20 protein-coding genes are annotated in these 25,527 nt (G+C 72.1%); 11 read left to right on the top strand and 9 right to left on the bottom strand.

The window, feature by feature from the left end; all coding sequences use genetic code 11:
- Positions 1-790: PucR family transcriptional regulator ligand-binding domain-containing protein (locus EMA17_RS38330; RefSeq protein ID WP_170222333.1), on the bottom strand; the 790-nt coding region annotated here is incomplete at its 3' end.
- 126 nt (positions 791-916) lie between these two features.
- On the opposite strand from EMA17_RS38330, the gene EMA17_RS38335 reads away from it, so the two are divergent.
- The 3 genes from EMA17_RS38335 (at position 917) to EMA17_RS38345 (ending at position 4,967) form a co-directional block, all read left to right on the top strand.
- Complete coding sequence (locus EMA17_RS38335) at positions 917-2,353, top strand: purine-cytosine permease family protein (RefSeq protein WP_126641831.1); 1,437 nt, start codon at positions 917-919, stop codon at positions 2,351-2,353.
- Positions 2,354-2,388: 35 nt separating this feature from the next.
- Positions 2,389-3,681 (top strand): cytosine deaminase, encoded by a 1,293-nt coding sequence (gene codA / locus EMA17_RS38340; RefSeq protein ID WP_126641832.1) that lies wholly within the window; start codon positions 2,389-2,391, stop codon positions 3,679-3,681.
- 311 nt (positions 3,682-3,992) lie between these two features.
- A complete protein-coding gene (locus tag EMA17_RS38345; RefSeq protein WP_126641833.1) occupies positions 3,993-4,967 on the top strand; it encodes an alpha/beta hydrolase in 975 nt (324 codons plus the stop codon).
- Positions 4,968-5,000: 33 nt separating this feature from the next.
- Here EMA17_RS38345 and EMA17_RS38350 read toward each other — a convergent pair whose 3' ends face one another.
- The gene (locus EMA17_RS38350; protein WP_126641834.1) at positions 5,001-6,764 is read right to left on the bottom strand and encodes a gamma-glutamyltransferase family protein; all 1,764 of its coding nucleotides are present in this window, start codon (positions 6,762-6,764) and stop codon (positions 5,001-5,003) included.
- Between the two features lie 307 nt (positions 6,765-7,071).
- Between EMA17_RS38350 and EMA17_RS38355 the strand changes: the two genes are divergently transcribed.
- From EMA17_RS38355 to EMA17_RS38365, 3 genes are all read left to right on the top strand, one after another.
- Positions 7,072-9,216, top strand: coding sequence for a hydantoinase/oxoprolinase family protein (locus tag EMA17_RS38355; RefSeq protein ID WP_126641835.1), 2,145 nt, complete (start codon positions 7,072-7,074; stop codon positions 9,214-9,216).
- 2 nt (positions 9,217-9,218) lie between these two features.
- On the top strand, positions 9,219-11,099 hold the full coding sequence (locus EMA17_RS38360; protein WP_126641836.1) for a hydantoinase B/oxoprolinase family protein: 1,881 nt from the start codon (positions 9,219-9,221) through the stop codon (positions 11,097-11,099).
- Between the two features lie 301 nt (positions 11,100-11,400).
- Positions 11,401-12,297, top strand: coding sequence for a DUF4082 domain-containing protein (locus tag EMA17_RS38365; protein ID WP_246127175.1), 897 nt, complete (start codon positions 11,401-11,403; stop codon positions 12,295-12,297).
- 33 nt (positions 12,298-12,330) lie between these two features.
- Here EMA17_RS38365 and EMA17_RS38370 read toward each other — a convergent pair whose 3' ends face one another.
- Entirely contained in the window at positions 12,331-14,451 is a 2,121-nt protein-coding gene (locus tag EMA17_RS38370) for an RNA polymerase sigma factor (protein WP_126641838.1), read from the bottom strand.
- Positions 14,448-14,858, bottom strand: a complete 411-nt coding sequence (locus EMA17_RS38375; protein ID WP_371863106.1) for a YciI family protein — start codon at positions 14,856-14,858, stop codon at positions 14,448-14,450. Before EMA17_RS38375 ends, EMA17_RS38370 begins: the two co-directional genes overlap by 4 nt.
- Before the next feature lie 88 nt (positions 14,859-14,946).
- Between EMA17_RS38375 and EMA17_RS38380 the strand changes: the two genes are divergently transcribed.
- Positions 14,947-15,633 (top strand): DUF998 domain-containing protein, encoded by a 687-nt coding sequence (locus EMA17_RS38380; protein ID WP_246127176.1) that lies wholly within the window; start codon positions 14,947-14,949, stop codon positions 15,631-15,633.
- Positions 15,634-15,826: 193 nt separating this feature from the next.
- Positions 15,827-16,426 (top strand): dihydrofolate reductase family protein, encoded by a 600-nt coding sequence (locus EMA17_RS38385; RefSeq protein WP_126641840.1) that lies wholly within the window; start codon positions 15,827-15,829, stop codon positions 16,424-16,426.
- Positions 16,427-16,691: 265 nt separating this feature from the next.
- Here EMA17_RS38385 and EMA17_RS38390 read toward each other — a convergent pair whose 3' ends face one another.
- From EMA17_RS38390 to EMA17_RS38405, 4 genes are all read right to left on the bottom strand, one after another.
- Positions 16,692-17,771, bottom strand: a complete 1,080-nt coding sequence (locus EMA17_RS38390; RefSeq protein WP_126641841.1) for a prenyltransferase — start codon at positions 17,769-17,771, stop codon at positions 16,692-16,694.
- A 211-nt stretch (positions 17,772-17,982) separates the two neighbouring features.
- Positions 17,983-19,137 (bottom strand): NAD(P)/FAD-dependent oxidoreductase, encoded by a 1,155-nt coding sequence (locus EMA17_RS38395; RefSeq protein ID WP_126641842.1) that lies wholly within the window; start codon positions 19,135-19,137, stop codon positions 17,983-17,985.
- A complete protein-coding gene (sigJ, locus tag EMA17_RS38400) occupies positions 19,122-20,081 on the bottom strand; it encodes an RNA polymerase sigma factor SigJ (protein ID WP_126641843.1) in 960 nt (319 codons plus the stop codon). The genes EMA17_RS38395 and sigJ overlap by 16 nt, the downstream gene beginning before the upstream one ends.
- Positions 20,082-20,148: 67 nt before the next feature.
- Complete coding sequence (locus EMA17_RS38405) at positions 20,149-21,357, bottom strand: MFS transporter (protein ID WP_126641844.1); 1,209 nt, start codon at positions 21,355-21,357, stop codon at positions 20,149-20,151.
- Between the two features lie 155 nt (positions 21,358-21,512).
- On the opposite strand from EMA17_RS38405, the gene EMA17_RS38410 reads away from it, so the two are divergent.
- Complete coding sequence (locus EMA17_RS38410) at positions 21,513-22,091, top strand: MarR family winged helix-turn-helix transcriptional regulator (RefSeq protein ID WP_126641845.1); 579 nt, start codon at positions 21,513-21,515, stop codon at positions 22,089-22,091.
- A gap of 102 nt (positions 22,092-22,193) precedes the next feature.
- Here EMA17_RS38410 and EMA17_RS38415 read toward each other — a convergent pair whose 3' ends face one another.
- Positions 22,194-22,889 carry an alpha/beta fold hydrolase gene (locus tag EMA17_RS38415; RefSeq protein WP_126641846.1) on the bottom strand — a complete coding sequence of 232 codons (696 nt, stop codon included), beginning with the start codon at positions 22,887-22,889 and terminating at the stop codon, positions 22,194-22,196.
- A 148-nt stretch (positions 22,890-23,037) separates the two neighbouring features.
- On the opposite strand from EMA17_RS38415, the gene EMA17_RS38420 reads away from it, so the two are divergent.
- Together EMA17_RS38420 and EMA17_RS38425 are read left to right on the top strand one after the other, a co-directional pair.
- Positions 23,038-23,814 (top strand): AraC family transcriptional regulator, encoded by a 777-nt coding sequence (locus tag EMA17_RS38420; RefSeq protein WP_246127177.1) that lies wholly within the window; start codon positions 23,038-23,040, stop codon positions 23,812-23,814.
- Between the two features lie 11 nt (positions 23,815-23,825).
- Complete coding sequence (locus EMA17_RS38425; RefSeq protein ID WP_126641848.1) at positions 23,826-24,299, top strand: DUF5990 family protein; 474 nt, start codon at positions 23,826-23,828, stop codon at positions 24,297-24,299.
- The last annotated feature ends 1,228 nt before the right edge of the window (positions 24,300-25,527 follow it).

Here is a 25,527-nt window from a genome sequence, read left to right on the forward strand (position 1 = left end):
CGTCGGTCGCGGTGTCGGGCGCGTTGGTGTCGGCCGTGCCCGCTGTCCTGGTCGCGGTGTCGGCCCCGTCGGGATCGGCCGTGGCTGCCGCGACCGGCATGTGAGTGGTGTGCGCTGTGCCGGCTTTGCCCGTCGTGGTCGCGCCCAAGAGGAGGCGGCCCCACAGTGCGCCCCTGAGTTCGACGCCGGCTTCGGCTGTCGGGGACCTCACGACCGAGGTCGGGTCGTCCGTGCCGGCGTGGGCGGTGAGCGTTCCGTCGAGGGCTGACAGGACCACCGGGCGGCCGGTGAGCGTGGACAGCGTGGTGGTGAGTTCCTCGACGCCCGCGCCGCGCGCCAGGACGCCGGACAGGGTTCGCACGATTCGGTTGACGTGGCGCAGCCGTGTCACCGCCGAGTCGAGGATGGCCGCGTTGACCGCCTCGGCGATCTCGACGAACGGGACCACGCCGCGCAGGACGACCAGCGGCAAACCCGCGTCCGCCGCCGCGCGAACCACGTCGTCCGGGACCTCGCGGAACGTACGGCCGACCTCCAGGGCCACACCCGCCACACCCGCCGCCGCCAACTCCGTGACATAGCGTCGCCGCTCGCCCGCGTCCCGTCCGGCCAGGCCCAGACCCGTCGTGAGCAGCAGTTCGTCGCCGCGCAGCAGCGGGGCGATCTCGTAGATCTCGCTGGAGTGCACCCAGCGCACCGGGCGATCCAGGTCCGCGTGCGGATCCGGCACCGCCGGGTCCGCTCCGCGCATCAGCGGGTGGTCGAGGACCGCGCGCAGGGACAGCGTCATGGACACTCCGTCCGGAAGATCCGTCAGTATGGCGGTCACGGTGTCCGTTGTCACGACCCGCCCGGCCGAGGAACCTTCGGTGATCACCCCACCGCAGTGCTCCGCTCCGTCCCACCGGAGGTCTCCGTGGCAACCCTCGACCACTCCGCGCAGCCCGCCCGCCCCGAGCGCGCGGTCGACCACACCCAGTCCCTCGAACCGGTACCCGACGACGCCCGCGACTCGACGCCCGCGCACCAGTTCTGGATCTGGGCCGGCGCCAACATCGCGCCGATCAACTGGGTCCTGGGCGCCCTCGGCATCGTGCTCGGTCTGGGACTGGTCGACACCGTACTGGTCCTGATCGTCGGCAACCTGATCGGCATGGGCGTCTTCGGCCTGTTCGTACTGATGGGCCAGCGCACCGGTGTGACCCAGATGGTGCTGGCCCGGGCCGCGTTCGGTCGGCGCGGCGCCTACCTGCCCGCCGCCGTCCAGGGCGTGATCTCCGCCGGGTGGTGCGCGATCAACACCTGGATCGTGCTCGACCTCGTGATGGCCCTCCTCGACAGCGTCGGCTACGAGGGCGGCAACGGCACCAAGGTCGTGGTCGTCCTGGTGGTGATGGCCGTCCAGATCGCGATCGCCGCGTCCGGCTTCGCCGCCATCGCCGGCTTCGAGCGCTGGACCGTCCCCGCCACCCTGGTCGTGCTGGCCGCGATGACCGTGGTGGCCTGGACCCGGCTCGACATCGACTGGGGCCACGCGAGCACGTTGAGCGGCGGCGACCGCTGGTCGGCGATGAGCACGGTGATGACCGCGATCGGCGTCGGCTGGGGCATCACCTGGTTCGCCTACGCCTCCGACTACTCCCGCTTCGTCCCGCGCGCCGTCTCCCGCCGCAAGCTGTACGCGGCCAGCGTGCTGGGCCAGTTCGTGCCCGTGGTCTGGCTCGGCGTGCTCGGCGCGTCACTGGCCACGGTGAACGCCAAGGCCGACCCGGGTCGATTGATCGTCGACTCGTTCGGCCCGCTCGCCATCCCCGTGCTGCTGCTCGTACTGCACGGGCCGATCGCCACCAACATCCTCAATCTGTACAGCTGTTCGCTCTGTGCGCAGACCCTGGACATCCGCGTCTCGCGGCGTGTGTTGTCCTGCCTGGTGGGTGTGTTCGCCACCGTGTTCACGCTGTTCCTGATCTTCCGGGCGAGCCTGGCGCACACCCTGGACACCTGGCTCGCGGGCATGGTCACCTGGGTCGCGCCGTGGGCCGCGGTGATGCTGGTGCACTTCTACGTGTTCGCCCGACAGCGCGTGGACGTGGCCGCACTGTACGCCGCGCCGCGTCGCGGCCTGCTCGCCGACGTGCGCTGGTCGGCGATCGTCGCGCTGCTGTGCGGCATGGTCGCCACCTGGTGCTTCGAGTACGGCGTCCCCGAGGCGCTGCGCGGCCCGGGCGCCCGGGCGATCGGCAATGTGGACCTGTCGTGGTTGGCCGGCGCGATCGTCGCGGGCGGCCTGTACCTCCTGCTCGGCCGATACGAGCGCGAGCGGGAGCGCGCACCCGAGCCGGCGGCGACGTGACCCGAATTCCCGAACGACCCATGGAGCGACCGCACATGCACACCAACCTCACCGTGACCGACTGCCGACTCCTCGACCGGGCCGGCACCGGGCGCGTGGACATCGAGGTGACCGACGGCGTCGTCACGGGCATCACCTCGGCCGGAACCACCGCACCCACCGGCCCGATCCTCGACGCCGCCGGCGCCCTGGTCACCCCGCCCTACGTCGAGCCGCACATCCACCTCGACACCGCGCTCACCGCCGGACAACCGCGCTGGAACCTCTCCGGCACACTGTGGGAGGGCATCGAACGCTGGTCCGAGCGCAAGGCGACGCTCACCCGCGAGGACGTACTGGCCCGCGCCGAACAGGTGTTGCGCTGGCAGGTCGCCCACGGCGTCCTGCACGTGCGCAGCCACTGCGACGTCACCGACCCCGAACTCACCGCGCTGCACGCGCTGATCGAACTGCGCGAACGGGTGAGGGATGTGCTCGACCTCCAGGTGGTGGCGTTTCCCCAGGAGGGCATCGTCTCCTTCCCCGACGGCCGGAAGCTGATGGAGCGCGCGGTGGCCGCCGGAGTCGACGTGATCGGCGCCATCCCGCACTTCGAGGACACCCGCGAGGACGGCGTGCGGTCGCTGGAGATCGCCTTCGAACTCGCCGCCCGACACGGGCTGATGGTCGACGTGCACTGCGACGAGATCGACGACGAGCAGTCCCGCTTCGTCGAGGTGGTCGCCACACTGGCCCGGCGCGGCGGCCTCGGCTCCCGGGTGACGGCCAGTCACACCACCGCGATGGGTTCGTACAACGGTGCCTACAGCCGCAAGTTGCGCCGCATCGTCGCCCGTTCGGGCATCAACCTGGTGAGCAACCCGATGGTGAACCTGACCCTCCAGGGCCGCTTCGACGACTATCCCAAACGCCGCGGCCTCACCCAGGTCAAGGAGATGCTGGCCGCCGGAGTCAATGTCGCGTTCGGCCACGACGACGTGATGGACCCGTGGTTCCCCCTGGGCACGGCCAACCCGGTACAGGTCGCGCACGCGGGCATCCTGGCCGCCCAGCTGTCCGGGCAGGCGGAGATCGACGAGGCGTTCGCGATGATCACGACGCGGGCGGCGGGCGTGCTCGATCTGGGCGAGGGATATGGGGTCGCGGTCGGCCGTCCGGCCAATTTCCTGCTCCTGCCCGCCGATTCCCCGTTCGACGTACTGCGCCGCCAGGTACGCGCGAGCCACGTCGTCTCGCGCGGCCGGGTGGTGGCCGAGACCCCGGCCGCCCCGACCCGGCTGACCTGGCCGGGGCGGGCGGCGGAGGACGTGGACTTCGGGCGGCGCTGACGTCGGGCCCGTCCGCCCGTGATCACCCGCGGACGGGTCGGGGCATCGTGCCGGCTCCGCCGAGGGCGGGTCCCCGCTCCGACGTCGCGCGCCGCTCGGCGGACCCCCGCGGCCGAACGGACGCATACCGCGACGCGGAGCGGGGCAATGGGCGGCGTGGACGCCTTCGTGCCGGGTTGCGCGGCGTGGGCCGCGCACCAGGACGGATCGAGGGGGCTTCGTCTCGTGAGCGGTCATCCGCGGCCGTCCGGTCGGCCGGTGGCGCGGACCGCATCTTCCAGGGCACGCACGTGCTCGTGATTGGAGTCGACATGACCTCGCTTCCCCCGCCGACCACGCCGTACCTCGAACCCGCCGCGCGGGAGTTGTGCGAGGCGACCGACCCGCATCCCCGGATCTACGAGGTGCCCCCGGAGAAGGGCCGCGAGATCCTGCTGAGCCTGCAGAGCGACCCGAGCGTGCCCCGCCCGGACGTCGACGAGGAGTGGGTCGACGTGGACGCCGGCGAGTGGGGCACCGTCCGCACCCGCATCATCCGGCCCAAGGGAACCACCGGCCCGCTGCCGGTGGTGTTCTACATCCACGGTGCCGGCTGGGTCTTCGGCGACGACAAGACCCACGACCGCCTCTTCCGCGAACTCACGGTGGGCGCGGGCGCCGCGGGCGTCTTCCCGGTCTACGACCGGGCGCCCGAGGCGAAGTACCCCACCCAGATCGAGCAGAACCACGCCGTGGGGCAGTGGGTCCTGGAGCACGGCGCGGAGCACGGCCTGGACACCTCGCGGATCGCCGTCACCGGCGACTCGGTCGGCGGCTGCATGTCGACGGTGTTCGCGCTGACGAACAAGGAACGCGGCGGCATCGACCTCAAGGCTCAGGTCCTGCTCTACCCGGTGACCGACGCCGACTTCGACACTCCCTCCTACCTGCAGTTCGCCGAGGGCCACTACCTCACCCGCGACGGCATGAAGTGGTTCTGGGACGCCTACACCACCGACCCCGCCCAACGCGCCGAGCACCACGCGTCCCCGCTGCGGGCGAGCCTCGACCAGCTCAGGGGCCTGCCGACCACTTTGGTGATCACCGACGAGGCCGACGTGCTGCGCGACGAGGGCGAGCGGTACGCCAACAGGCTGCGCGAGGCCGGCGTGGACGTCACCTCGGTCCGCGTGGGCGGCATGGTCCACGACTTCCTCATGCTGGACAGCCTGCGCGACACCCGCGCCGCGAACGTCGCCCGCACGCTCGCCATCGACGCCCTGCGCGCCGCATTGCACGACGGCTGACACGGCTGGGCCCTCCCCGAGGCCCCGCCGTCCTCAGCGGCCGACCGCGTAGCCCTGGACGCCCCTGGAGTCGGCCGCGGCGGACAGGGTGCCCTTGTGGGGGTTCCTCGCCACCGCGCACAGGCGGCCCTGGGACCACGGGGCGTCGACCGTGACCAGGTGGCCCCGCTCGCGCAGGGCGGCGATGGCCTTGTCGCCGAGGCGGGATTCGACCGTGAGGCTGCCGGGGCTCATCGTGCGGGGGTGGAACGAGCCGGGGAAGCTCGCGTTGTGCCAGTTGGGGGCGTCGATCGCGGCTTGGAGGTCGAGGCCGCCGAGGGCCACGGCGAGGAAGAAGTGCAGGGACCACTGGTCCTGCTGGTCGCCGCCCGGCGTGCCGAAGGCCAGCACCGGGACGCCGTCGCGCGCGGCGATCGACGGGGACAGGGTGGTCCGGGGGCGGCGGCCCGGGGTGAGCGAGTTGGGCAGGTTCGGTTCCAGCCAGGCCATCTGGAGCCGGGTGCCGAGCGGGAAGCCGAGGCCGGGGATCGCCGGGCTCGACTGGAGCCAGCCGCCGCTGGGCGTCGCGGAGACCAGGTTGCCCCAGCGGTCGGCGACGTCGAGGTGGCAGGTGTCGCCCCGGGTGGCCCCGTCGGCGCCGACGGTCGGCTCGCCGGTGCCGGGCGGCCGGGTCGGCGCGGCCGGCGCCTCGCCCTCCGCCGCCGGCAGGTCGGGCAGGCGCGGGACCCGGCCGCCGGGGCCACCGGGGCGCAGCTCGTGGGACGCCCGTGCGTCGATCAGCATGCGCCGGCCGACGTTGTACCCGCCGGCCAGCAGGTCGTCGAGCGGCACCGGCGCGGCGTCGCCGTACCAGGCCTCGCGGTCGGCCATGGCGAGCTTGGTGCCCTCGACCAGGGTGTGTACGTAGTCGGGGTCGTCGTACCCGAACCCGTCGGGCAGCAGCGCGAGTTGCTGGAGGAAGACCGGGCCCTGGCTCCACGCGCCGGGCTTGTACACGGTCCAGCCCCGCCAGTCGTGGCCGGCCGGCTCCTCGTAGTGGGCCGCATAGCCGACGAGGTCGTCACCCACGAGGGTGGACGCGTGGCGCCGTCCCGAGGTGTCCATCGCGGGCTTCGCGGCGAAGTCGGCGACGGCCTCGCCGATGAAGCCCTCGCGCCAGATCCGCCGGGCCGCCTCGATCTCCGCCTCGCGCGTACCGCCCGCGCATGCGCGCAGCAGCGTGCGCCAGGTGCGGGCCAGGGCGGGATTGCGGAAGAGTGCCCCGGCCTCCGGCGCGGGCAGGTACACCTCGGCCGAGCTGGTCCACTCGGTCTCGAACCGCTCGCGCATCCGCGCCACGGTCGCGGCGAGCAGCGGCGAGACGGGGTGTCCCGACTCGGCGTAGCCGATCGCGTACGTCAGCACCCCGGCGAGCGACTTCGTCCCGTGGTCGCGCAGCAGCGTCAGCCACGCGTCGAAGGAGCCCGGCACGGCGGCGGCCAGCGGTCCGGTCCCGGGCACCAGGTCCAGGCCGAGGGAGCGGTAGTGCTCGATCGTGGCCCCCCGCGGCGCGGGCCCCTGGCCGCACAACACCCGGACCGCGCCGCCCACCGGAGCGAGGATGATCGGCACCTCCCCGGCCGGCCCGTTCAGGTGCGGCTGCACGACCTGGAGCACGAAGCCGGCCGCCACCGCCGCGTCGAACGCGTTGCCGCCGTCCTCGAGCACCGCCATCGCCGACTGCGAGGCGAGCCAGTGGGTGGTCGACACGACCCCGAACGTCCCCAGAACGGTCGGCCGGCTCGTCCAGTCGCTCATCGCGCCTCCTCCGCGCCGGGCGTCCCGGCCCCGCCCTGGGGCACCGCCGAGCACGATTCGGCCAGTCTCGCGGGGTCGCGCGGCTACCGAAAGTGATTCGGCGGGGTTGCGCACGCTTCGGCAAACGGGAACACACGCTTCGGTAAGCGGGCACAACCGAGAGCGATTCACCAACTGTTGCCGAGCTGCTTGGCAGATGTTGCCGATTCCGCAGGATCGCCCGGCGAGTTGAATCGCTGTCAGCAGCCGGGCGAACAGCCCTCCACGAATGTGATCGAATCACCTCCCCTCCGATTGGAGCGCGCTGATGACGCCTGCCGCAGCGGCGGGACCCCGCCGACGGATCCGAATCGGCATCGACACCGGCGGTACCTTCACCGACGTGGTCGCGCTGGACGAGGAGTCCGGCGAGCTGGTCACCACCAAGACGCCGTCCACGCCGAGCGACCCCGCCGACGGCTTCATGAACGGCATCGACAAGGTGCTGGGTCTGCTCGGATGCACCGGGGCCGACGTCACCGCCGTCGCGCACGGCACGACGGTGGCCACCAATCAGCTCCTGGAAGACAAGATCGATCGCCTCGGGTTCATCACCACCGAGGGCTACGAGTACATCCTGGAGATCGCCCGCCAGGCGGTCCCGGACGGCTACGGCAACTCCTACTTCTGGGTCAAGCCGGACCGGATCGTCCCGGTCGACCTGGTGCACACGGTGGGCGGCCGGTTCGACCACAAGGGCAACGAGGTCCGCCCCTTCGACGAGGAGGGCGCCCGCGGCGCCGCCCGTCGGCTGCGCGAGCAGGGCATCCTCACCATCGGCGTCTGCTTCCTGCACTCCTACGCCAACTCGGCGCACGAGGAGCGCATGCGCGAGATCCTGCGCGAGGAGCACCCCGAGGCGATCGTGTCGATCAGCTCCGAGGTGCTGCGCGAGTACCGCGAGTACGAGCGCTCGATGACCACCCTCGTCGACGCCGCGGTCAAGCCGCGCGTGGCCCGCTACGTCGGTGGCATCCGGCAGCGCCTGGACGCGTTCACCACCGCCGGCGAGGCGCCCCGCCGCGTCCCGTTCGCGATCATGAAGTCCAACGGCGGCGTGCTCTCCGCCGAGGAGGTCGTGCACCAGCCGATCACCACCGTGCTCTCCGGCCCGGCCGCCGGCGCCCTGGGCGCCGCGCTGATCGCCGAGAAGGCCGGCTTCGACAAGGTCCTGACCTGCGACGGCGGCGGCACCTCCACCGACGTGTCGGTGGTGCTCGGCGGCGAGCCGACGCTGACCACCGAGGGCACCGTCGGGCGCTTCCCGTCCAAGATCCCGATGATCGACGTGGTCACCGTCGGCGCCGGCGGCGGCTCGATCGCCTGGATCTCCCCCGAGGGCACGCTCAAGGTCGGCCCCCGTTCGGCCGGCGCCGACCCGGGCCCGTTGTGCTACGGCAAGAGCGGCACCGAGCCGACCATCACCGACGCGCACGTCCTGCTCGGCCGCATCCCCCCGCACCTGCTCGGCGGCGAGATCCCGCTGGACGTGGACGCCGCCCGTGAGGGCCTGACCAAGATGGCCGCCGAACTGGGCATGGGCATCGAGCAGTTGGCCAACGGCATCCTGGAGATCTCGGCCTGGAACCAGGCCAACGCGCTGCGCCAGATCACCGTCAAGCGCGGCCTGGACGTCCGCGACTTCACCATGGCCACCTTCGGCGGCTCCGGCTCGCTGCTGCTGTGCCGCCTCATCGACATCCTCGGCCTCGCCGGCGTCATCGTGCCGCGCGACCCGGGCAACGTCTCCGCGTTCGGCCTGCTCACCGTCGACGTGCGCTGCGACTACGTGCAGACCGCGGTCGGCAGCCACCCCGAGCTCGATCACCCCAAGGTGGCGGGCATCTTCGACGAGTTGGCGGGCAAGGCGGGCGACGCCCTCGACAAGGAGGGCTTCGCGGCCGAGGACCACCGCTACGTGCGCACCGCGGACCTGCGCTACTTCGGCCAGGCCTTCGAGGTCCGGGTGCCGGTGCCGGACGGCCCGTTCACCTCCGAACTCGCCGACACCGTCGCCGAGTCGTTCCACACCGCGCACGAGCAGCTCTACGGGTACAACTTCCGCGGCGACGCGAGCCAGCCCGTGGAGTGGGTCAACCTGCGCGTCACCGGCGTCGGCCCGATCCGCCGCCCCGAACTGCGCGAACTCCCGGGCCGCGAGGGCGATGTCGAGCGCGCCCGCACCGGCACCCGCGCGGTCTGCTTCGTCGACCGCGACGGCTACGTGGACACCGCCGTGTACGCGCGGCCCGAACTCGCCCCGGGCGACCTGGTCGTCGGCCCGGCGATCATCGAGGAGTTCGGCTCCACCATCCCGATCCACCCGGGCTTCGCCGCCCGCGTGGACGCCTACGGCAACGTCGTGGTCACCCGCGACACCGACACCACCTCGACCGCTTCGAAGGGAGCCTGAACATGAGCGCCGGCACCACCGCCACCACCCCGCAGGACGCGCTGCACGGCGTCGACCCCGTGCTCCTGGAAATCGTCGAAGGCACCCTCGCCTCGGTCGAGATGGAGGTCGAGACCGCGATCGGGCGCACCTCGCGCTCGCCGATGATCCGCGACGCGCACGACTTCCGGGCGGGCATCCACGACCGCAAGTTGCGCAAGCTCACGGGTCGTTCGTACTCCGCGCTGGTGCACCCCATCGCCCGGGACTTCCCGCTGGAGACGATGCGTCCGGGCGATGTGTTCTTCCACAACGACGTGTACGAGTCGGAGGGCGGCATCGGCCACCTGCCCGACCTGTGCGTCACCGTCCCGGTCTTCGCGGACGGCCAAGTGGTCGCGTTCGTCCAGGCGTTCGGCCACCACGACGACATCGGCGGCTGCTGCCCCGGGTCGATGCCCTCGGGCGCGACCACGGTGTACGAAGAGGGCCTGATGGTCCCGCCGATCAAGCTGTGGGACCAGGGTGTGCCGAACCAGGCCGCGCTGCGCATCATGACCCGCAACTCGCGGATGCCCGACTCGCTCGCCGCCGACCTGGACGCCGAGTGCTCGGCGTGCCTGATGGGTTCGCGCCGACTCGGCGAACTCTTCGAGCGCTACGGCCGCGAGACCGTCGAGGCGTGCTTCGACGCGATCCTGGACAAGACCACCGAGACCTACCGTCGCGAGATCCTGTCCAAGATCCCCGACGGCGAGTACGTCTGGGAGGACTACGCCGAGCACGACGGCGTGGACGAGCCGATGCTGCACACGCAGCGGATCACCCTGACCAAGACGCCCGACAAGATCCTCATCGACTTCACGGGTACGTCGAAGCAGGCCAAGGGTCCGATCAACCACTGCGGCGACTACGCGGACGGCAACTTCCTCAAGAAGTGGCTCGCGCCGATCCTGCGCAACCTCGCGGACACCCCCGAGCGGATGGCCGAACTCGACGTCAACGAGGGCGTGGTGCCGCTGATCGAGATGAAGTTCCCGGAGAAGGGCACGCTGCTCACGCCGATCTTCCCGGCGCCGACCAACGCGCGCACCTTCGTCATCCTGCGCCTGCTCGGCGTGCTCTCCGGCGTGCTGGCCAAGGCGGTCGACGGCCGGATGCCGGCCGACCAGGAGACCATCCGCTACACCGGCGTGTACGGGCACGACGCGGAGGGCCGTTCGTACCTGATGCGCGAGGTGCTCGGCGGCGGCTCGGGCGGGCGCTACTACGCGGACGGCGAGGACACGATCCACGTCGTACCGGACTCGCGCAACCTGCCGACCGAGTTCACCGAGTCGCGCTTCCCGTTCCTGGTCGAACGCCTGGGCCTGGCGGCCGACTCGGGCGGCCCGGGCGAGTTCCGCGGCGGCCTCGGCTACGAGAAGCACATCCGGATGTTGCTCGACGCGTCGTTCATGTCGATCGCCGACCGCTCGATCCTGTCCTGCTGGGGCGTCAAGGGCGGCAAGGCCGGTCGCCCCTTCCAGGTCGTGATCGACCCGGGCGGCCCGAACGAGCGCGAGATGGAGGGCCTGGTCGACGACGAGCCCGTCAAGGCCGGCGAGGTGATCCGGATCCGCACCACCGGCGGCGGCGGTTGGGGCGACCCGCTCGACCGCAAGACCGACTCGGTCCTGCGCGACGTGCGGTGGGGCAAGGTCTCGCGCGACGCGGCGGCGGACGACTACGGCGTCGTCCTGACGGGCGAGGGCGACGAGTCGGCGGTGGACGAGGTGGCGACGGAAAAGCTGCGGGCCTCGATGCGCGCGGCGCGGCCCGAGGTCGAGCCGTTCTTCGACCGCGGCCCGGGGTATGCCCTGCTGTCGGGCGGGCAGGCGTACGCGGCGGTGGACCTGCTGTAGGGCCTGCCGGACCACGGAAGACCGGCCCCGACCGTTTCGACGGTCGGGGCCGGCCGCGTTGCGGCGGCTTTCCCGATTCCCGTGTCTCGAAGGCGGCGGCCGCGGAATCGCGAGACCCACATAACGGGGAGTCAGACCTCGGACACGGGCCGGAATGTACGCCAGAATTTCCCATGGCTCGACCCCGGGACAACCGCCCCGGGAAGTGATGTTCGAGTGGGGAATACTCATGAACATACCTTGGCCAAGACTGCGCAAAGCGACTGTTCCGACAATTCTCGCGGTACTCCTCGCGTTAATCGTGGCCGCACCGGGGACGTCCCGGGCGGCCGCGGGCTCGACGAAGAGCGGCGTCGATGCCGACCCCTCCCAGCCGGTCACCTGCCCGTGCACGCTCTGGGCGCCGACCGACCAGCCCTCCTCCGGTCCGGACCCGGACGAGGTCGCCACCGAACTCGGCGTCAAGTTCCAGGCGGACCGGGACGGTTACATCACCGGCGTGCGCTTCTGGAAGGACGCCGCCAACACCGGAACGCACACCGGCACCCTGTGGTCTGCGGCCGGTGCCCGACTGGCCACCGCCACCTTCACCGGCGAGTCCGAATCCGGCTGGCAGCAGGTGAACTTCGCCCAGGGCGTCGCGATCACGGCCGGCACCACGTACGTAGCCTCCTACCAGGCCCCGAACGGCCGGTACAACGCCGACCAGGGCGGCCTGACCACGGCCCACGTCCGCGGCCCCCTCACCGCACCGGCGAGCGAGACGGCCGGCGGCAACGGCGTGTACCTCTACGGCGCCGGATTCCCGGACTCGACCTGGAACGACACCAATTACTGGGTCGACCCGGTCTTCAACACCACCGACACCCGCGGCCCCGCGCCGGCGGTCATCGAGATCTCCCCGAGGCCCGGAGAGACCTCCGTCCCGGTGGGCACCAACCTCACCGCCACCTTCGACCGCGAGGTGCAGCCCTCCACCATCCACTGGGTGATCATGTACGGCGAGGGCAGCTATCCTCCCGGCACCACGACCTACAACGCCGCCACCCGCACCACCACCTTCGATCCCACCGACAACCTTCCGTTCGGCGGCTACAGCTACTCCGTCGAACTGATCGGTGTGAAATCCCTCGACGGCACCGTGATGCCCACCGTGAGCTGGCAGTTCACCACGGCCGCCGGCCCACCGATCACCTGAGGCCCGTCCCGAACCGCACACCGCCGCGCCGCGTCAGGTTGGGTCGGCGTCCCGGTCGCGCAGTCGGCGCAGTGTGTGTCCCGTCGTCGATTTGCACAGGAACTCGGCCCGTTCGTAGGACAGTCGGCCTCGGCCGGTGCGCGGGCAGATGTCGTCCGGGCCCAGCGTGCGGGCCCGCGCGGGTCCCGGGCGGCGGTCGGCGAGGAAGACCGGGCCTCGGGTGCGGCCGTCCAGGAGTTCGGCCAGGAGCGCGGCGGTCCGCGAGCGCCAGGTGATCCACGCCCCGGGCCGGGTCCCCCGGTTCGGGCGGCGGGCCCGCCGCTCCGCCGGGTCGAGGTCCTGGACGTTGAGCGCCAGTACGGCCGTGACGGTCGCGCCGGACTCGCGCAGCAGCGTCCACAGCGTGCGGTCCCGCAACGGGGCTTCCGTTTCCCAGGGCTGCGCCGGCCCGGACGCCGCCGGCCCGGACGCCGCCGGCCCGGACGCCGCCGGCCCGGACGCCGCCGGCCCGGACGCGGCCGGCGCGGGCTCGGCCCCGGTGCGGCGTTCGACCGGTCGTGGCGGGATGCCCGTGTCGAGGCCCGGGGTGTGCGTCCACGCTCCGAACGCCCTGACCGCGGCCCGATGCCGGTTCCAGGTCGCCGCCGCCGTGCCGTCCCACGACATGTGGAACGCGTCGGCGACCCGGTCCGGGCTCAGCGAGGCGAGCGGCAGGCCCACCCCCAGGGAGAGCCGCAGGCGCCACAACGTCTGTTGGTAGGAGCGGATGGTCGCGGGTGCGAGCCGGTCCCGGGCGAGGAACGCGTCGACGGCCTCGCCGAACGTCCGGGCGGGCGCGTCCTCCTCGGTCGGGACGCCTTCGGCGCGGCGGGTCAGGTAGGCGCGTTCGGCGGCGTTGCGGGTCAGGAGCGCCGCCCGCTCGAACTCGCGGCGTGCCTCCTCGCCGCGGCCCAGCCGCAGCAGCAGGTCGCCGCGTACGCCGGGGAGCAGGTGGTAGTCGCGCAACGCCGGGTCCCGGGTGAGCGTGTCGGCGAGTGCGAGGCCGGCGGCCGGTCCCTCCGCCATGCCCACCGCGACGGCCTGGTTCAGGCGTACGACCGCGGTGGGCAGGAGTCGCGCGAGTGCCGCGTAGAGTCCGGCGATCCGCGGCCAATCGGTGTCCTCCGCGGTGCGCGCCTGTGCGTGGCAGACGGCGATCGCGGCCTGTAGGACGTACGGACCGGGTTGGCCGGGTGTGCCGGCCGTGCGCGCCCGCAGCATGGCGGCGAAGCCGCGGCGGATGAGCGATCGGTCCCAGCGTCCGCGGTTCTGCAGGTGCAGTGGGACGGGTTCGCCGGCGGGGCCGGTGCGCGCGGCGGCACGGGACGCCTGGATCTCCATGAGCGCCACCAGGCCGTGGACCTCGGCCTCGGCGGGCATCGACTCGGCGAGCAGCCGCCCGAGCCGCAGCGCCTCCCGGCACAGGCCGGGCCGGATCAGGTCGTCGCCCGAGGTCGCCGAGTAGCCCTCGTTGAAGATCAGGTAGAGCACCTCGAGGACGGAGGCGAGGCGTTCGGTCGTCTCGGGGCCGGTCGGGAGTTCGAACGGCACACGTGCTTCGGCGAGAGTGCGCTTGGCGGTCGCGATGCGGCGGGCGATCAGCGGCTCGGCCGTGAGGAAGGCCCGGGCGATCTCGGACGCGGTCAGCCCGCCGAGGAGGCGCAGGGTCAGCGCGACACGCGCCTCGGTGGGCAGCACCGAGTGGCAGGAGACGAACATGAGCCGCAGCACGTCGTCCTGCTCGTCGACGACATGCCCGGCACCCGCCTCGGGGCCCGGTTCGAGGCCCGGTTCGGGGCCCGCTTCGGAGCTGTCGACGTCCGCGTCGAGGCGATGTTGTTCGGCGAGTTCGTGCGCGAGCAGTTCGCCGTGTTCCGCCGCCCGCCGGTCGCGGCGGATGTGGTCGACGGCGCGGCGTTTGGCGACGGTGGTGAGCCAGGCGCCCGGGTTGTCCGGGACGCCCGACTGCGGCCACTGCTCCAACGCCGCGACCAGTGCGTCCTGCGCCAGTTCCTCCGCCACCCCGATGTCGTGCACCATGCGGGTCAGCGCGGCGACGATGCGGGCCGATTCCGTCTTCCAGATGGAATCGACCGTGCGGTGGACGTCGGTCACGGGCCGAAGACCTGCTGGATGACGCTCTCGCCGTCACCGACGATCGTGCGGAACCGGCGGGCGAGTTCGACGGCCTCCTCCTTGGAGCCGACCTCGACGAGCGCGAAGCCGACGACGGCCTCCTTGGCCTCGGCGAACGGGCCGTCGGTCACGGTGACCTCACCGCCCGCCGAGACCAGGCGGACACCGCCGGGCTCCAGTCCGCCGGTGGCCAGCAACACGCCGGCGGCGCTGAGTTCGTCGATGAACGCACCCATCTCGGCGAACAGCTTCTCGTCGGGGGCGGCGTCGTTCGGGCCGGCCTTGGTGGTCATCAGGTAGCGCATGGTGATCTCCGCTCTCGTTCCGTCCGGCCGTACTGCCGGGATGCGGACGCGTCGCAGGAGAAGTGTGACAGGGAATTCCATGATTCCCTGTCACATCGGTGGATCGACGAAGGTGCGAGCCCCACGGAAGACATCCGAGCGGCCCGCCCGCCCCTCGAAGGAGCCCACCGTGACCACCACCACCCGCCTCCCCGCCGCCGCCCGGACCCGGGCCGCCGCCCGCCCGCACGGCTCGATCGGCACCCGGCCGCTGCTCGCCTGCGTGGCCGTCGCCGGTCCGCTGTGGGTGGCCGTCTCGGTCGCCCAGGCGGCCACCCGAGACGGCTTCGAGCCGACCCGGCACGCGCTCAGCCAACTGGCCACCGGCACGCTCGGGTGGCTGCAGATCGCGAACTTCGTGATCGCCGGTGTCCTGGCCACGGCCGGCGCGGCCGGGCTGGGGCGGGTCATGCGCGGGACGCCCGGCGGTGTCGCGGTGCCGCGTCTGATCCGGGTGATCGGCGTCGGCATGGTCGCCGCCGGGCTGTTGACGATGGACCCGGCGGACGGCTTCCCGGTGGGCACGCCGAAGGGCGTCCCGGAGTCGATGAGTTGGCACGCGTACGGACACATGGCCGCCGGATCGGTCACCTTCGTCTCGCTGATCGCGGCCGGCTACCTGCTCGGTCGACACTTCTCCCGCCTCGGCAACCGGCGCCTCGCGGTCGTCTGCCGCGTCGCCGCCACGGTGAAGCTGGTCGGCGACGCGTGGTCGATGAGCGGCGGCGGGGCCGGCGCGCTGACCATCGCCATCGGTACGAGCGTCATGTTCGCGCTGCTCGCGTACGTGGCCCTGTACTACCGGCGCACCGCCTGAGCGGCACCCCTTTCGAGACTCCCCGCGGATCCGCCGCGCGGGCGGCGTCGCGACGGCCCGGTGCCCTCGCGACGCCACGGGCACCGAGGGCACCCGCCTCGGAGCCCCGCACAAGACGTCGTCGGGACCGCGAACCCGTGGCCGCCCGACGCATCCGACAACCCTGCGACCAGCAAGAGAGCGAGACGGTTCGATGCGCATCGTCATTGGTGAATTCGTCAGCCTGGACGGCGTCGGGCAGGCCCCCGGCGGCCCCGACGAGGACACCGACGGCGGGTTCGCCCACGGCGGCTGGACCCACCCCTTCTTCGACCCGCAGGTGATGGGCGGCGCCCTCGCCGAATGGGCCGCCACCACCGACGCGCTGCTCTTCGGCCGCCGCACCTGGCAGGTCATGGCCGCGGCCTGGCCCGGCCGGGCCGGCGACCCCTTCGCCGACCACATGAACGCGGTCCGAAAGTACGTCGTCAGCGGCACACTCGGCGACCACGACGTACCGGCCTGGAACAACACCACCCGCATTCCCGGTGACCAGGCCCTCGACCGGATCCGAAAGCTGCGCGCGACCGAGGGCCGCGACCTGGTGCTGATGGGCAGCCTCACCCTCGCCCGAACCCTCCTGACCGAAGGACTGGTCGACGAACTGCGCCTGATGATCATGCCGGTGCTCCTCGGCGGCGGAAAGACCCTGTTCCCGACCGACGGCGCCCTGCGCACCCTCGAACTGGTCTCGACCACGGTCAGCGCCACCGGCGTACACGTCGCCACCTACCGACCGGCAACCGGGGCGTAACCACCGGCACCCGGCCGAGATCACCCGCCCGACGCGGGGGAACCGCCCTGATCCCCAGGGAGGTTCCCCCGCCGTTCGCCGGTGCGTTCGGGTCGGCGGGTCGCGGCGTGTTCCGGACGGATCGCGAGCGGCGCGGGCACCAGGGCCGACCGGAACAGGATCTGCGGGATTGGCCGGTCGGACCACGGGGCCGATCGGGCGACGGGGAGGGCTCGTCGGACATGCGTCCGGATCACGATCTCGGACCCGCCCACCACGACCGGGTTCAGGTCGAGGCCTTCTCGGTGGGGCACGGGATCGGGGCGGTTTCGTCCGCCGGGCGCAGCCGACGCAGGGCCATGACCAGGCGTACGCCGAACAGTACGAGGAAGCCGGCCAGGATCGCGGTCAGGAAGCCCAACGAGCCGGCCATGCCGTCGTCGGCCCGCGGGTCCGCGGCGGTCTCGGCCAGTACGCCGACCAGCGCCGCGCACACGATCAGGGCGACGTGGTTGGAGGCCCAGAACACCACGGGCGTCATCCGGTGCGGGTCGTGGTCGGCGAGCGCGCCGGAACGCAGCCGCAGCACCAGCCACACCGACAGCGGCGCCGTGCTCGCCATCGCCACGCAAACCGGCCAGGGAACCCATCCCGCAAGCGCGAACACGACCAGCGCCGCATAGGCCGTGATCTGGCACAGCGTGAAGATCACGATGACCCGGCGCGGCCCGAGCAGGACCGGCAGGGTGCGCTTGCCGACCCGGACGTCGGACTCGATGTCGGCGAGGTTCATCACCATCATCCGCGCCGTCTGCAACAGCGCGGTCGGGGCCAGGATCAGCAGGATCAGCCCGGGCACGCCGCCCGCGAGCAGCGATACCGCCACCATCGGCCAGATCCCGTTGAGGCCGACGGCCACGGTCAGTTCGCCCAGCCCGCGATAGTTCAGCCGCAGCGGCGGCGCGGTGTAGAACCACGCGAGCGCGATGCCGGCGGCGGCCATCAGGCGGGTGGGCAGCGTGGGCATCGAGACGGCGACGAACACGGCGCCGGTGAGCAGCACGAAGGCGGTGGACAGCGAGACGATCGGCCGGACCAGGCCGTCGACCAGGGCGCGGCTGCCGCCGGTCCAGGGTGTGTGGTAGCGGTTGGCCCGGTCCGCGTCGAGATCGAAGTATTCGTTGCAGTAGTGCGTCATCAGGTGGGTGACCCACGCGAACCCCTGGGCCAGCGCGTACCAACCGAGGTCGATCCGATGCCCCTCGTGCACCGCCACCGCCCCGCCGAGCGCGACGGGCAACATGTTGTAGAGCAGGAACCGTAACCGGGCCAGCCGAACGAAGCCGATCCACTCGGTGCGGTTCACGGTTCCCCCTCGACCCGTGCGGACGGCCGGCCGAGGTCCGGCCACGGCCGGGCGCCCGTCGGACCCGGGGCGCGCCGCACCCGGGCGAATCCGTCCGTCTGCTGGACTCACCTCCTGTTGCCCCGAGTTCGCCCCCGGGCAATCCCGCGGACGCACGAAAGGCCGGCGGTCGGGGAACGCGGCGGCCGCTCGGCCGCCGCGTTCCGTGGGGTCACGTGGTGGGGACGGCGTCCTGCTCCGCGCGGGGGAAGAAGGGAAGTTCGATGCGGACGCGGTCGGCGGCGGCGAGGATCTCGCGTGCGTCGTCCACCGGCGGGTGGATGGCCCGGTTGATCCGGGCCTTGATGGCCGCGCCGTCGGCACCCGAGGCCATCACCCGGCGATCCCAGCCCCGGGTGAACACCGCTCCGGCGGCGCCCAGATCCAGGCAGGTGACGTACGGGCCGGGGGTGAAGTCGCGCAGCGGCGTACCGAGCAGGTCGGCCGCCGCGTTGTATCCGGCGACCTTGCCGAGCGGACTGGCGTGTTGGCATGCCTGCATCACCGTGTGCTCGGCGTCGAACGCCGCCGCGGCCATGTCCCCGGCGACGAACACCTCGGGCAGCGCGCGCAGTCGGTGGTCCACCGGCACCCGGCCGAGGTGGTCGAGTCGGGCGGGGATCTGCCGCGTCAGCTCGCCGGCCCGCATCCCCACACACCACACCACCGCGTCCGCGTCGACCCGGGTGCCGTCGGACAGGACGGCGTGCTCCGCACCGACTTCGGTGACCGTCGTCCCGAGGCGGCATTCGATGCCCAGCTTGTGCAACGCCGCCTCGATCTCCGCGCGCGGACCGGGGCCGAGTGCGTCGCCGACCACTTCCGAGCGGTCCACCAGCAACACCCGTCCCCTGGCGGCCAAAGCGGTCGCCGCCTCCAAACCGACGAACCCGGCGCCGACGACCACCGCGGAGTAGTCCGCGCGGCCGCGCAGATGGTCGGTGAGCCGCCGGGCGCCGGCCAATGTGTCGATGTCGAAAAGCCGTTCGGCGCCGGGCAGATCCGTGGGCGCGACGAGTTTGCTGCCGGCCGCCAGGACCAGCCGGTCGTAGGCGACCTCCTCGCCGTCGGCCACCACCACACGGCGCGCGGTGTCGATCACGTCGACCGAGGCCCGCAACCGCCGGACGCCGATCGGGTCGAGGATCCGGCCGAGTTCGACCTTGGCCAGGTCCGGCTCCGGCTCGTACAGCCGTGGCCGCAGCACCAGATGTTCGTCGGGCGCGATGAGGGTGATCCGCAGATCCGCGTCCTGACGGGCCAGCGCCGCTCCCGCCGCGCTCCATACGCCCGCGAAACCGCCTCCGATGATCACGACGTGTGCCATCGTGTCGTCCTCCCATTCGGGCTTCGCCCCTCGATGGAGAGGGGATTCGGCAGGGAGACAAGACGGCGGATACGGATGTGACCGATGCCGGCGAGTTTTTCGGGATTGGCCAGTCTGCGGAACGTGGTGATCCGGCCGTCGGCGATGTCCACGGTGTCCAGCCAGACCGGTTCGCCGGCGCGGTAGGTGACCAGCGCCGGATACCCGTTGACCTCGATGATCCGGAACGAGTCGGGGAGCCGGATCGCGGTCGACCGGATCGCCAGCAGGGCGATCGTCCCGGCGCCGTGAACGGGCCTGCGCGCGGCCGTCGTCCTGCCGCCGCCGTCGCCGATGTAGACGGCGTCGGGGTGCAGCAACCCGACCAGGCCGGCCATGTCGCCCGCGTCCGCCGCGCCCTTGAACGCCCGCAGGACACGTTCGGTCTCGGCCCTGCTCGCCCGGGGCCGCTCCCGGACCGCCGCGACCCGCACCCGGGCACGGGACGCGAGTTTGCGGGCAGCCGCGGGAGTGCCGCCGAGCACCTCGGCGATCCGGCCGAACGGGAAGTCGAAGACGTCGTGCAGGACGAGTGCGACGCGTTCGGCCGGCGACAGGGTCTCCATGACCACCAGCATCGCGGTGCCCACCGATTCGTCGGTCAGCACCCGGACGGAGGCGTCCGGCCCGGTGGGCAGCGGTTCCGGCAGCCAGGGTCCCACGTAGCTCTCGCGTCGGACCCGCGCCGATTTCAGCACGTTGTACGAGGTTCGGGCGGCCGTGGTGACCAACCAGGCCCGCAGGTTTCGTACTTCGGACAGGTCCGCGGCGGCGACGCGCAACCAGACTTCCTGGGTCACGTCCTCGGCCTCGGTGACCGTGCCGAGGATCCGGTAGGCCGCCCCGAAGACCGCGGGACGATGCGCTGCCCAGTCGGCCTCGGTCAAAGTTCCGGTCGGCTCCATCCGGTCTGCCCGTCCCTTCGACTCCGCCCGGTCCCCCGTTCATCGGGATCGGCGTCGATCTTCGATCCTAGGCAAGCGCGTCCTCGGTCACCGCCCGGGGGCGCTCGCCGGTTCGGCGGGTGGCGAGGGTGAGGGCCAGCGCGGCCGTGGTCAGGGCCACGCCGAACCCGACGGCGCCGGCGACGCCCACATGGTCGGTGAGCAGGCCGCCGAACAGCGCGCCGAGGGCGATGGACGTGTTGTAGCCGAGGGTGTTGATGGACATGGCCGCTTCGAAGGTGTCGGGTGCGGCGGCCAGCGTCAGGTTGATCTGACACAGGTTCACCGCGCCGAAGCAGACGCCCCACAGGGCCAGGGCGATGATCGCGCCGGTGCGCGAGCGGCCGATCGTCAGCAGGAGCACGAGGGCCGCCACGAGTCCGGCGAGGGCGAGGACGAAGGTGCCGTGCAGGCTCTTGCCGACGGTGTACCCGGCGACGAAGTTGCCTGTCGCGCCGCCGATTCCGTACACGATCAGCAGCGCGGTGACGAAGCCCGGCGTGGCCGACGACTTCTCCTCCAGGAACGGCCGGACGAAGGTGTACGCCCCGAAGTGCCCGAGGACGTACAGCACGACGGTGATCATCACCAGGCGCAGCCGCACGTTCTCGACCGCCAGGCCGAAGACCTCCCGGGCCGGCACCGCGTTCTGCGACGGCAGCGACGGGACGGTGACCGCGACGGCGAGGAAGACCACCGCGCTCAGGGCGCTCCAGATCAGGAACGTGGTCCGCCAACTCGTCAGGTCCTCCAGGAAGGTGCCCAGCGGGATGCCGACCACCGTGGCGATGGAGATGCCGGACAGCGCCACCGCCGCCGCGCGGTTCGCGTGGTGCTCGGGGACCAGACGCATGGCCATGCTCACGCCGATCGCCCAGAAGACGCCGTTGGCGAAGCCCATGACGAGTCGTGCGGCCAGTACGAGGGGGTAGTTGGGCGCGATCGCGGTGATGAGGTTGCCCAGCGCCAGGACCGCGAGCAGCACGGTGAGCAGCGTGCGGCGGTTCACGCGGCGGGTCCAGGCGACGATGAACGGGACGCCGAGGCCGGCCGAGACGCCGTACAGCGTGACCATCAGCCCCGCGACGCCCACCGAGATGTCGAGGTCGGAGCCGACCGGGGTGAGCAGGCCGACGGGCATGAGTTCGGTGGTGACGAAGGTGAACAGGCTCGCGGTGATGACCGCGACGCCCAGCCACGACCGCAGGGCCGAGTGGGGGTGTGCGTTCGTTGACATTTCTGCTTTCCGATGGGTTTCGGGCATGCCGAAAAGGGCGCCGTGCGGGCGGGACGGAGGTGGGGGGCGAGGGTCGCCGATTTGTGTCCAGGCATGGCGGCCTAGATACTTTCCATGGAAAGCAGATTACTTTCCATGGAAAGGATCGTCAAGCCATGACCCGGGACCCCGCCCCCGCCGAGCCCGCTCCCGCGCCGCCCGCCGGCGCCGACATCGACACCGACATCGACACCGGCGCCGACGCCGATACCGACGCGCTCGACCGCATCGTCGGCCAGTGGCGTCGGGAACGGCCCGACCTCGACCCGAGCCCGATGCATGTGATCGGCCGGATCTCGCGCCTGCACTGGGCGTTGGAGGAGCGGCTGTGCCGGGTCTTCGGCCGATACGACATGGGCCGGGGTGAGTTCGACGTCCTGGCCACGCTGCGCCGCGCCGGCGCGCCGTTCGAGCTGAACGCCGGTGAGCTGAGCGGTTCGACGATGGTCACCTCGGGCGCGGTGACCAAACGTGTCGATCGCCTCGAACGCGCCGGGCTGGTGACCCGCCGCGCCGCCGAAGGCGATGCCCGGGGCCGGCTGATCCGACTCACCGACCAGGGCCGGGAGTTGATCGACGACCTCGTCGGCGAACACCTCCGGAACGAGTCGGACCTCCTCGCCGGCCTGAGCCCCGGCGAACAGGCCGCACTCACCGACCTACTCCGCAAACTGGGCCGTACCCTGCCCGACTAGCACGCCACTTCACGATCGGCTCGATTCCGGCGAACGCCGCACACCCGACGGGCAAGGCTCGGGTGACGGGTCGAGGAGGATCCACGGCACGGCCCGGCCGAGTCAGGTCCGTTCCGCGGGTGCGGCGGGTATCGGGGTAGCCAGGAGTTCGGCGACGGCCTTCGGGGCCTCGCGCATGGCGTTGTGCGCCGTGGGGAGGTCGTGGACCCGCCAGGACGGGTCGGCTTGGAGACGGGCGCGGAGGTGAGTGAAAGGAGTGCCGTCCGCCCAGCCGGAGCAGTAAACGAACTCGCGGCGGGGGACCCGGTCGACGGCGCCGGTGAGGCGGATCGCCTGGGTGAACGACGCGAGGGGGTGGGGGCGGCGGCGGGGGTCGCCGCCGGGGGGCGGGAGTACGGCGTAGCCGTTGCTCGCGGCGCCGGCCAGGAACTTTTCTCGGTAGCCGTCGCTCGTCGACGACCAGCACGACTCGCCGTCGCGCGGGACGTAGGCGTCGAGGTGCACGATGCGGGTGACCCGGCCGCCGGCACGGTCGGCGGCGGCCGCGATCACCATGCCGCCGTAGCTGTGGCCGACCAGTGTCGCGTCGGTGACGTGGGCGCGGTCGAGGAGGCGCAACACGTCGTCGGCGTGCGTGTCGAGGTTGGCGGTCGCGACCCTCGCGACGTCGTCGTCCGGCCGCAAGCCGGTCGGGGTGAGGGCGTGGACCGTGTGCCCGGCCCGCTCCAGCAGCGGTACCACCGGGTCGAACGCCCACGCGCCGTGCCAACCGCCGGGTACGAGGACGAATGTCGCCATCGGCTTTCCTTTCTTCGACCGCGGCGGCATCGCGGGGCGCGCCGTCCGCGGCTCGGGACCACTCCAGGTCACCACGTAGGGGGCCGGCCGACCACCGATAGGCTGCCGCGTGATGCCCGATCGCCGCCAACCGCGTGGAAGCGCCGACGTGACGTCGGATGTGTGGCCGTCCGGCGGGCGCCACCTCTGGCGATCCGGCGGGGCGAGCGCGCCGCAGTCGCACTCGCGAGGGCACCTGGTGTACGCGGCCACCGGCATCCTGACGGTGCGTACCGACCGAGGCACCTCGATCGTCCCGGCCGACCGGATCGCCTGGACCCCCGCCGGATACGCGCACCGGCACCGCGCCCACGGCGATACCGACATGCGCATCGTCTTCCTCGCACCGTCCCTGGCCCGGCGCGTCCCGGACCGGCCCGCCGTGTTCCCGGCCTCCGCCCTCGCGCGCGAGGTGCTGCTCGCCCTGACCGGGCCGCGCGACGACGGCCCCGCCGCGCCGGTGTACGGCCCCGGCGCCCGTTCCCGCCTGCTTCGTGTGCTCGTCGACGAACTCCGGGAGACGCGGGAACAGCCGCTGCATCTGCCGGAGCCGCGAGACGACCGGTTGCGGTCCCTCGCACGGATCCTGTCCGAGAACCCGGCGGACAACTCCACACTGGCCGAACTCGGACGTGCGGTCGGCGCCGGCTCGCGCACCCTCAGCCGTCTGCTGCGCGACGAACTCGGCATGACCTTCCACGAGTTGCGCACCCAACTGCGCATCCACCACGCGCTCGTACTGCTCGCCGACGGCCACGACACCACCCACACCGCCCACGCGTGCGGATGGGCCAACCCCAGCGGCTTCATCACCGCCTTCACCCACATCATCGGCACCACTCCGGGCCGCTACCGCACCGGCGGTGCGGGTCGACGGGATCGGTGAGGATGGACGGCATGTGGATCCGCATCGACGCCGACGACCTCCCCGGCCGCACCTGCCCGCCCGCCGGCACCGGTCCGGCCGAGGGCCCGCGCTACACGAACGTGCACGTCGCCGTGCAGGGCCGCCGCCCGACCGACCTGCTCGACCCGGTCCCGGGCGACGCCGCCTCCGCCTCGTGGACGCTCGCGTGCACCGCGGTCCCGAGGCCGGGCACCCCGAGCGGGATCGACCTGCGCGGCGCGCACATCCAGGGGCGGCCCGGGGACCGGTTCGTCTACCTGTCCTGGGGCACCGTCGACCCGGCCGGGACCTTCACGATGTTCCGCCGCGCCAAGCTCATGCTCGCCGCCGTACCCGACGACGCCCTCACCCGCGCCGCCACATCCGGAGTCCTGACCGCGCACCTGGCCCTGACGGACACCCGTGGCGAACCCGTATGCGCCCGCATCGTCCCACCGGGCATCACCTGGTCCTACGGGAGCTGAATGCCCTGATGCGGCAGGGGCGTTCGCCGAACCCCGAAGCGATGCCCCCGGTGGGGCGCGCTCGGCGGGCGTCGCGTGGTTGGTCGGCGGTGGCTGGTGCGGGGCCGGTCCGGGTCGGTGGGTGGGCCGTTGGCGGTGGTCGGGCTTTCGTGGCTTGGGGCTTCCGGCGAGACGGGCGTCTTGGTCGGCGAAAAAGCGGCCTGCAGCGGCAGGCAGAGAGGGCGCTCGGGTCAGTTCGCCGGGCGTGCGTTCCCGAGTGGATCGGGTTGTTTCGGCCTGCGTCGCGCGGTTGGTTGCGGGTGGCTGGTGCGGGGCCGGTCCGGGTCGGTGGGTGGGCCGTTGGCGGCGTTTGGGCTTTCGTGGCTTGGGGTTTCCGGTGAGGCGGGCGTCTTGGTCGGCGAAAAAGCGACCTGCAGCGGCAGGCCGGGAGGGCGGTCGGGTCGGGTTCGCCGGGCGTGCGTTTTCGAGTGGGTCGGGTCTATTTCGGCCGGCGTTGGGCTTTGGGTTGCGGGTGGCTGGTGCGGGGTTCGTCGGAGTCGGTGGTGGGCCGTTGGCGGCGTTCGGGGTTTCGAGACACGGGGTTCCCGACGGGGCGGGTGTGTTGCTTGGCGAAAACCGGCCGGCAGCGAGGGCAGAGAGGGCTGTGGGGTTGGGTCCGCCGGGGAGCCTTTCCGAGTGGGTCGGGGCGTTTCGACTGACGATGGGCGTTGTGCAGTGGGCATGTGGGTGACGAAGGCTCACGAAACCGGACGGCGTGGGGTGCCGCAGCACCGAAGTGAGAGAAAACCGCAGGTCGGTGCGAAGAGGAGCCGTTTCGGGTGCCTCGGGATCCGGGTTCGGCCCCTGCCGGTACCCCACAGGGCAGTTTCGGTCTCTCCCTCCGGCGCCGAGGAGGCCGAGGCACACGAAACCGGCACTCGACACCCGATTCTCGGCCCCGCTCACACAAAACCGCAGGTCGCCGAAACTCAGGACTCCGATCCACCGACCGCGATCCGGTTTCGAACCTCACCCTTCCTCAAACACCCCCGAAACGCCCCGACCCACTCGAAAAGGCTCCCCGGCGAACCCGACCCGAGCACCCTCCCCGCCGGCCGCTGCAGGCCGCTTTTTCGCCGACCGACGCACTCCCCTCGCCGGAAGCCCCAAGCCACGTAGGCCCGACCGCCGCCAGTGGCGCACCCACCGGCCCGGACCGGCCCCGGACCGGCCACCCGCAACCAACCGC

Origin of the sequence: Embleya hyalina (genome assembly GCF_003967355.1) — a bacterium.
Taxonomy (GTDB): domain Bacteria; phylum Actinomycetota; class Actinomycetes; order Streptomycetales; family Streptomycetaceae; genus Embleya; species Embleya hyalina.

Bases quoted from the DNA above. Each gene is read 5' to 3' on its own strand.
- EMA17_RS38375 (WP_371863106.1), bottom strand. From the start codon at position 14,858: ATGGAATTCCCTGTCACACTTCTCCTGCGACGCGTCCGCATCCCGGCA.
- EMA17_RS38405 (WP_126641844.1), bottom strand. From the start codon at position 21,357: ATGTCAACGAACGCACACCCCCACTCGGCCCTGCGGTCGTGGCTGGGC.
- codA (WP_126641832.1), top strand. From the start codon at position 2,389: ATGCACACCAACCTCACCGTGACCGACTGCCGACTCCTCGACCGGGCC.
- EMA17_RS38395 (WP_126641842.1), bottom strand. From the start codon at position 19,137: ATGGCACACGTCGTGATCATCGGAGGCGGTTTCGCGGGCGTATGGAGC.
- EMA17_RS38410 (WP_126641845.1), top strand. From the start codon at position 21,513: ATGACCCGGGACCCCGCCCCCGCCGAGCCCGCTCCCGCGCCGCCCGCC.
- EMA17_RS38415 (WP_126641846.1), bottom strand. From the start codon at position 22,889: ATGGCGACATTCGTCCTCGTACCCGGCGGTTGGCACGGCGCGTGGGCG.
- EMA17_RS38350 (WP_126641834.1), bottom strand. From the start codon at position 6,764: ATGAGCGACTGGACGAGCCGGCCGACCGTTCTGGGGACGTTCGGGGTC.
- sigJ (WP_126641843.1), bottom strand. From the start codon at position 20,081: ATGGAGCCGACCGGAACTTTGACCGAGGCCGACTGGGCAGCGCATCGT.
- EMA17_RS38345 (WP_126641833.1), top strand. From the start codon at position 3,993: ATGACCTCGCTTCCCCCGCCGACCACGCCGTACCTCGAACCCGCCGCG.
- EMA17_RS38360 (WP_126641836.1), top strand. From the start codon at position 9,219: ATGAGCGCCGGCACCACCGCCACCACCCCGCAGGACGCGCTGCACGGC.
- EMA17_RS38425 (WP_126641848.1), top strand. From the start codon at position 23,826: ATGTGGATCCGCATCGACGCCGACGACCTCCCCGGCCGCACCTGCCCG.
- EMA17_RS38355 (WP_126641835.1), top strand. From the start codon at position 7,072: ATGACGCCTGCCGCAGCGGCGGGACCCCGCCGACGGATCCGAATCGGC.
- EMA17_RS38385 (WP_126641840.1), top strand. From the start codon at position 15,827: ATGCGCATCGTCATTGGTGAATTCGTCAGCCTGGACGGCGTCGGGCAG.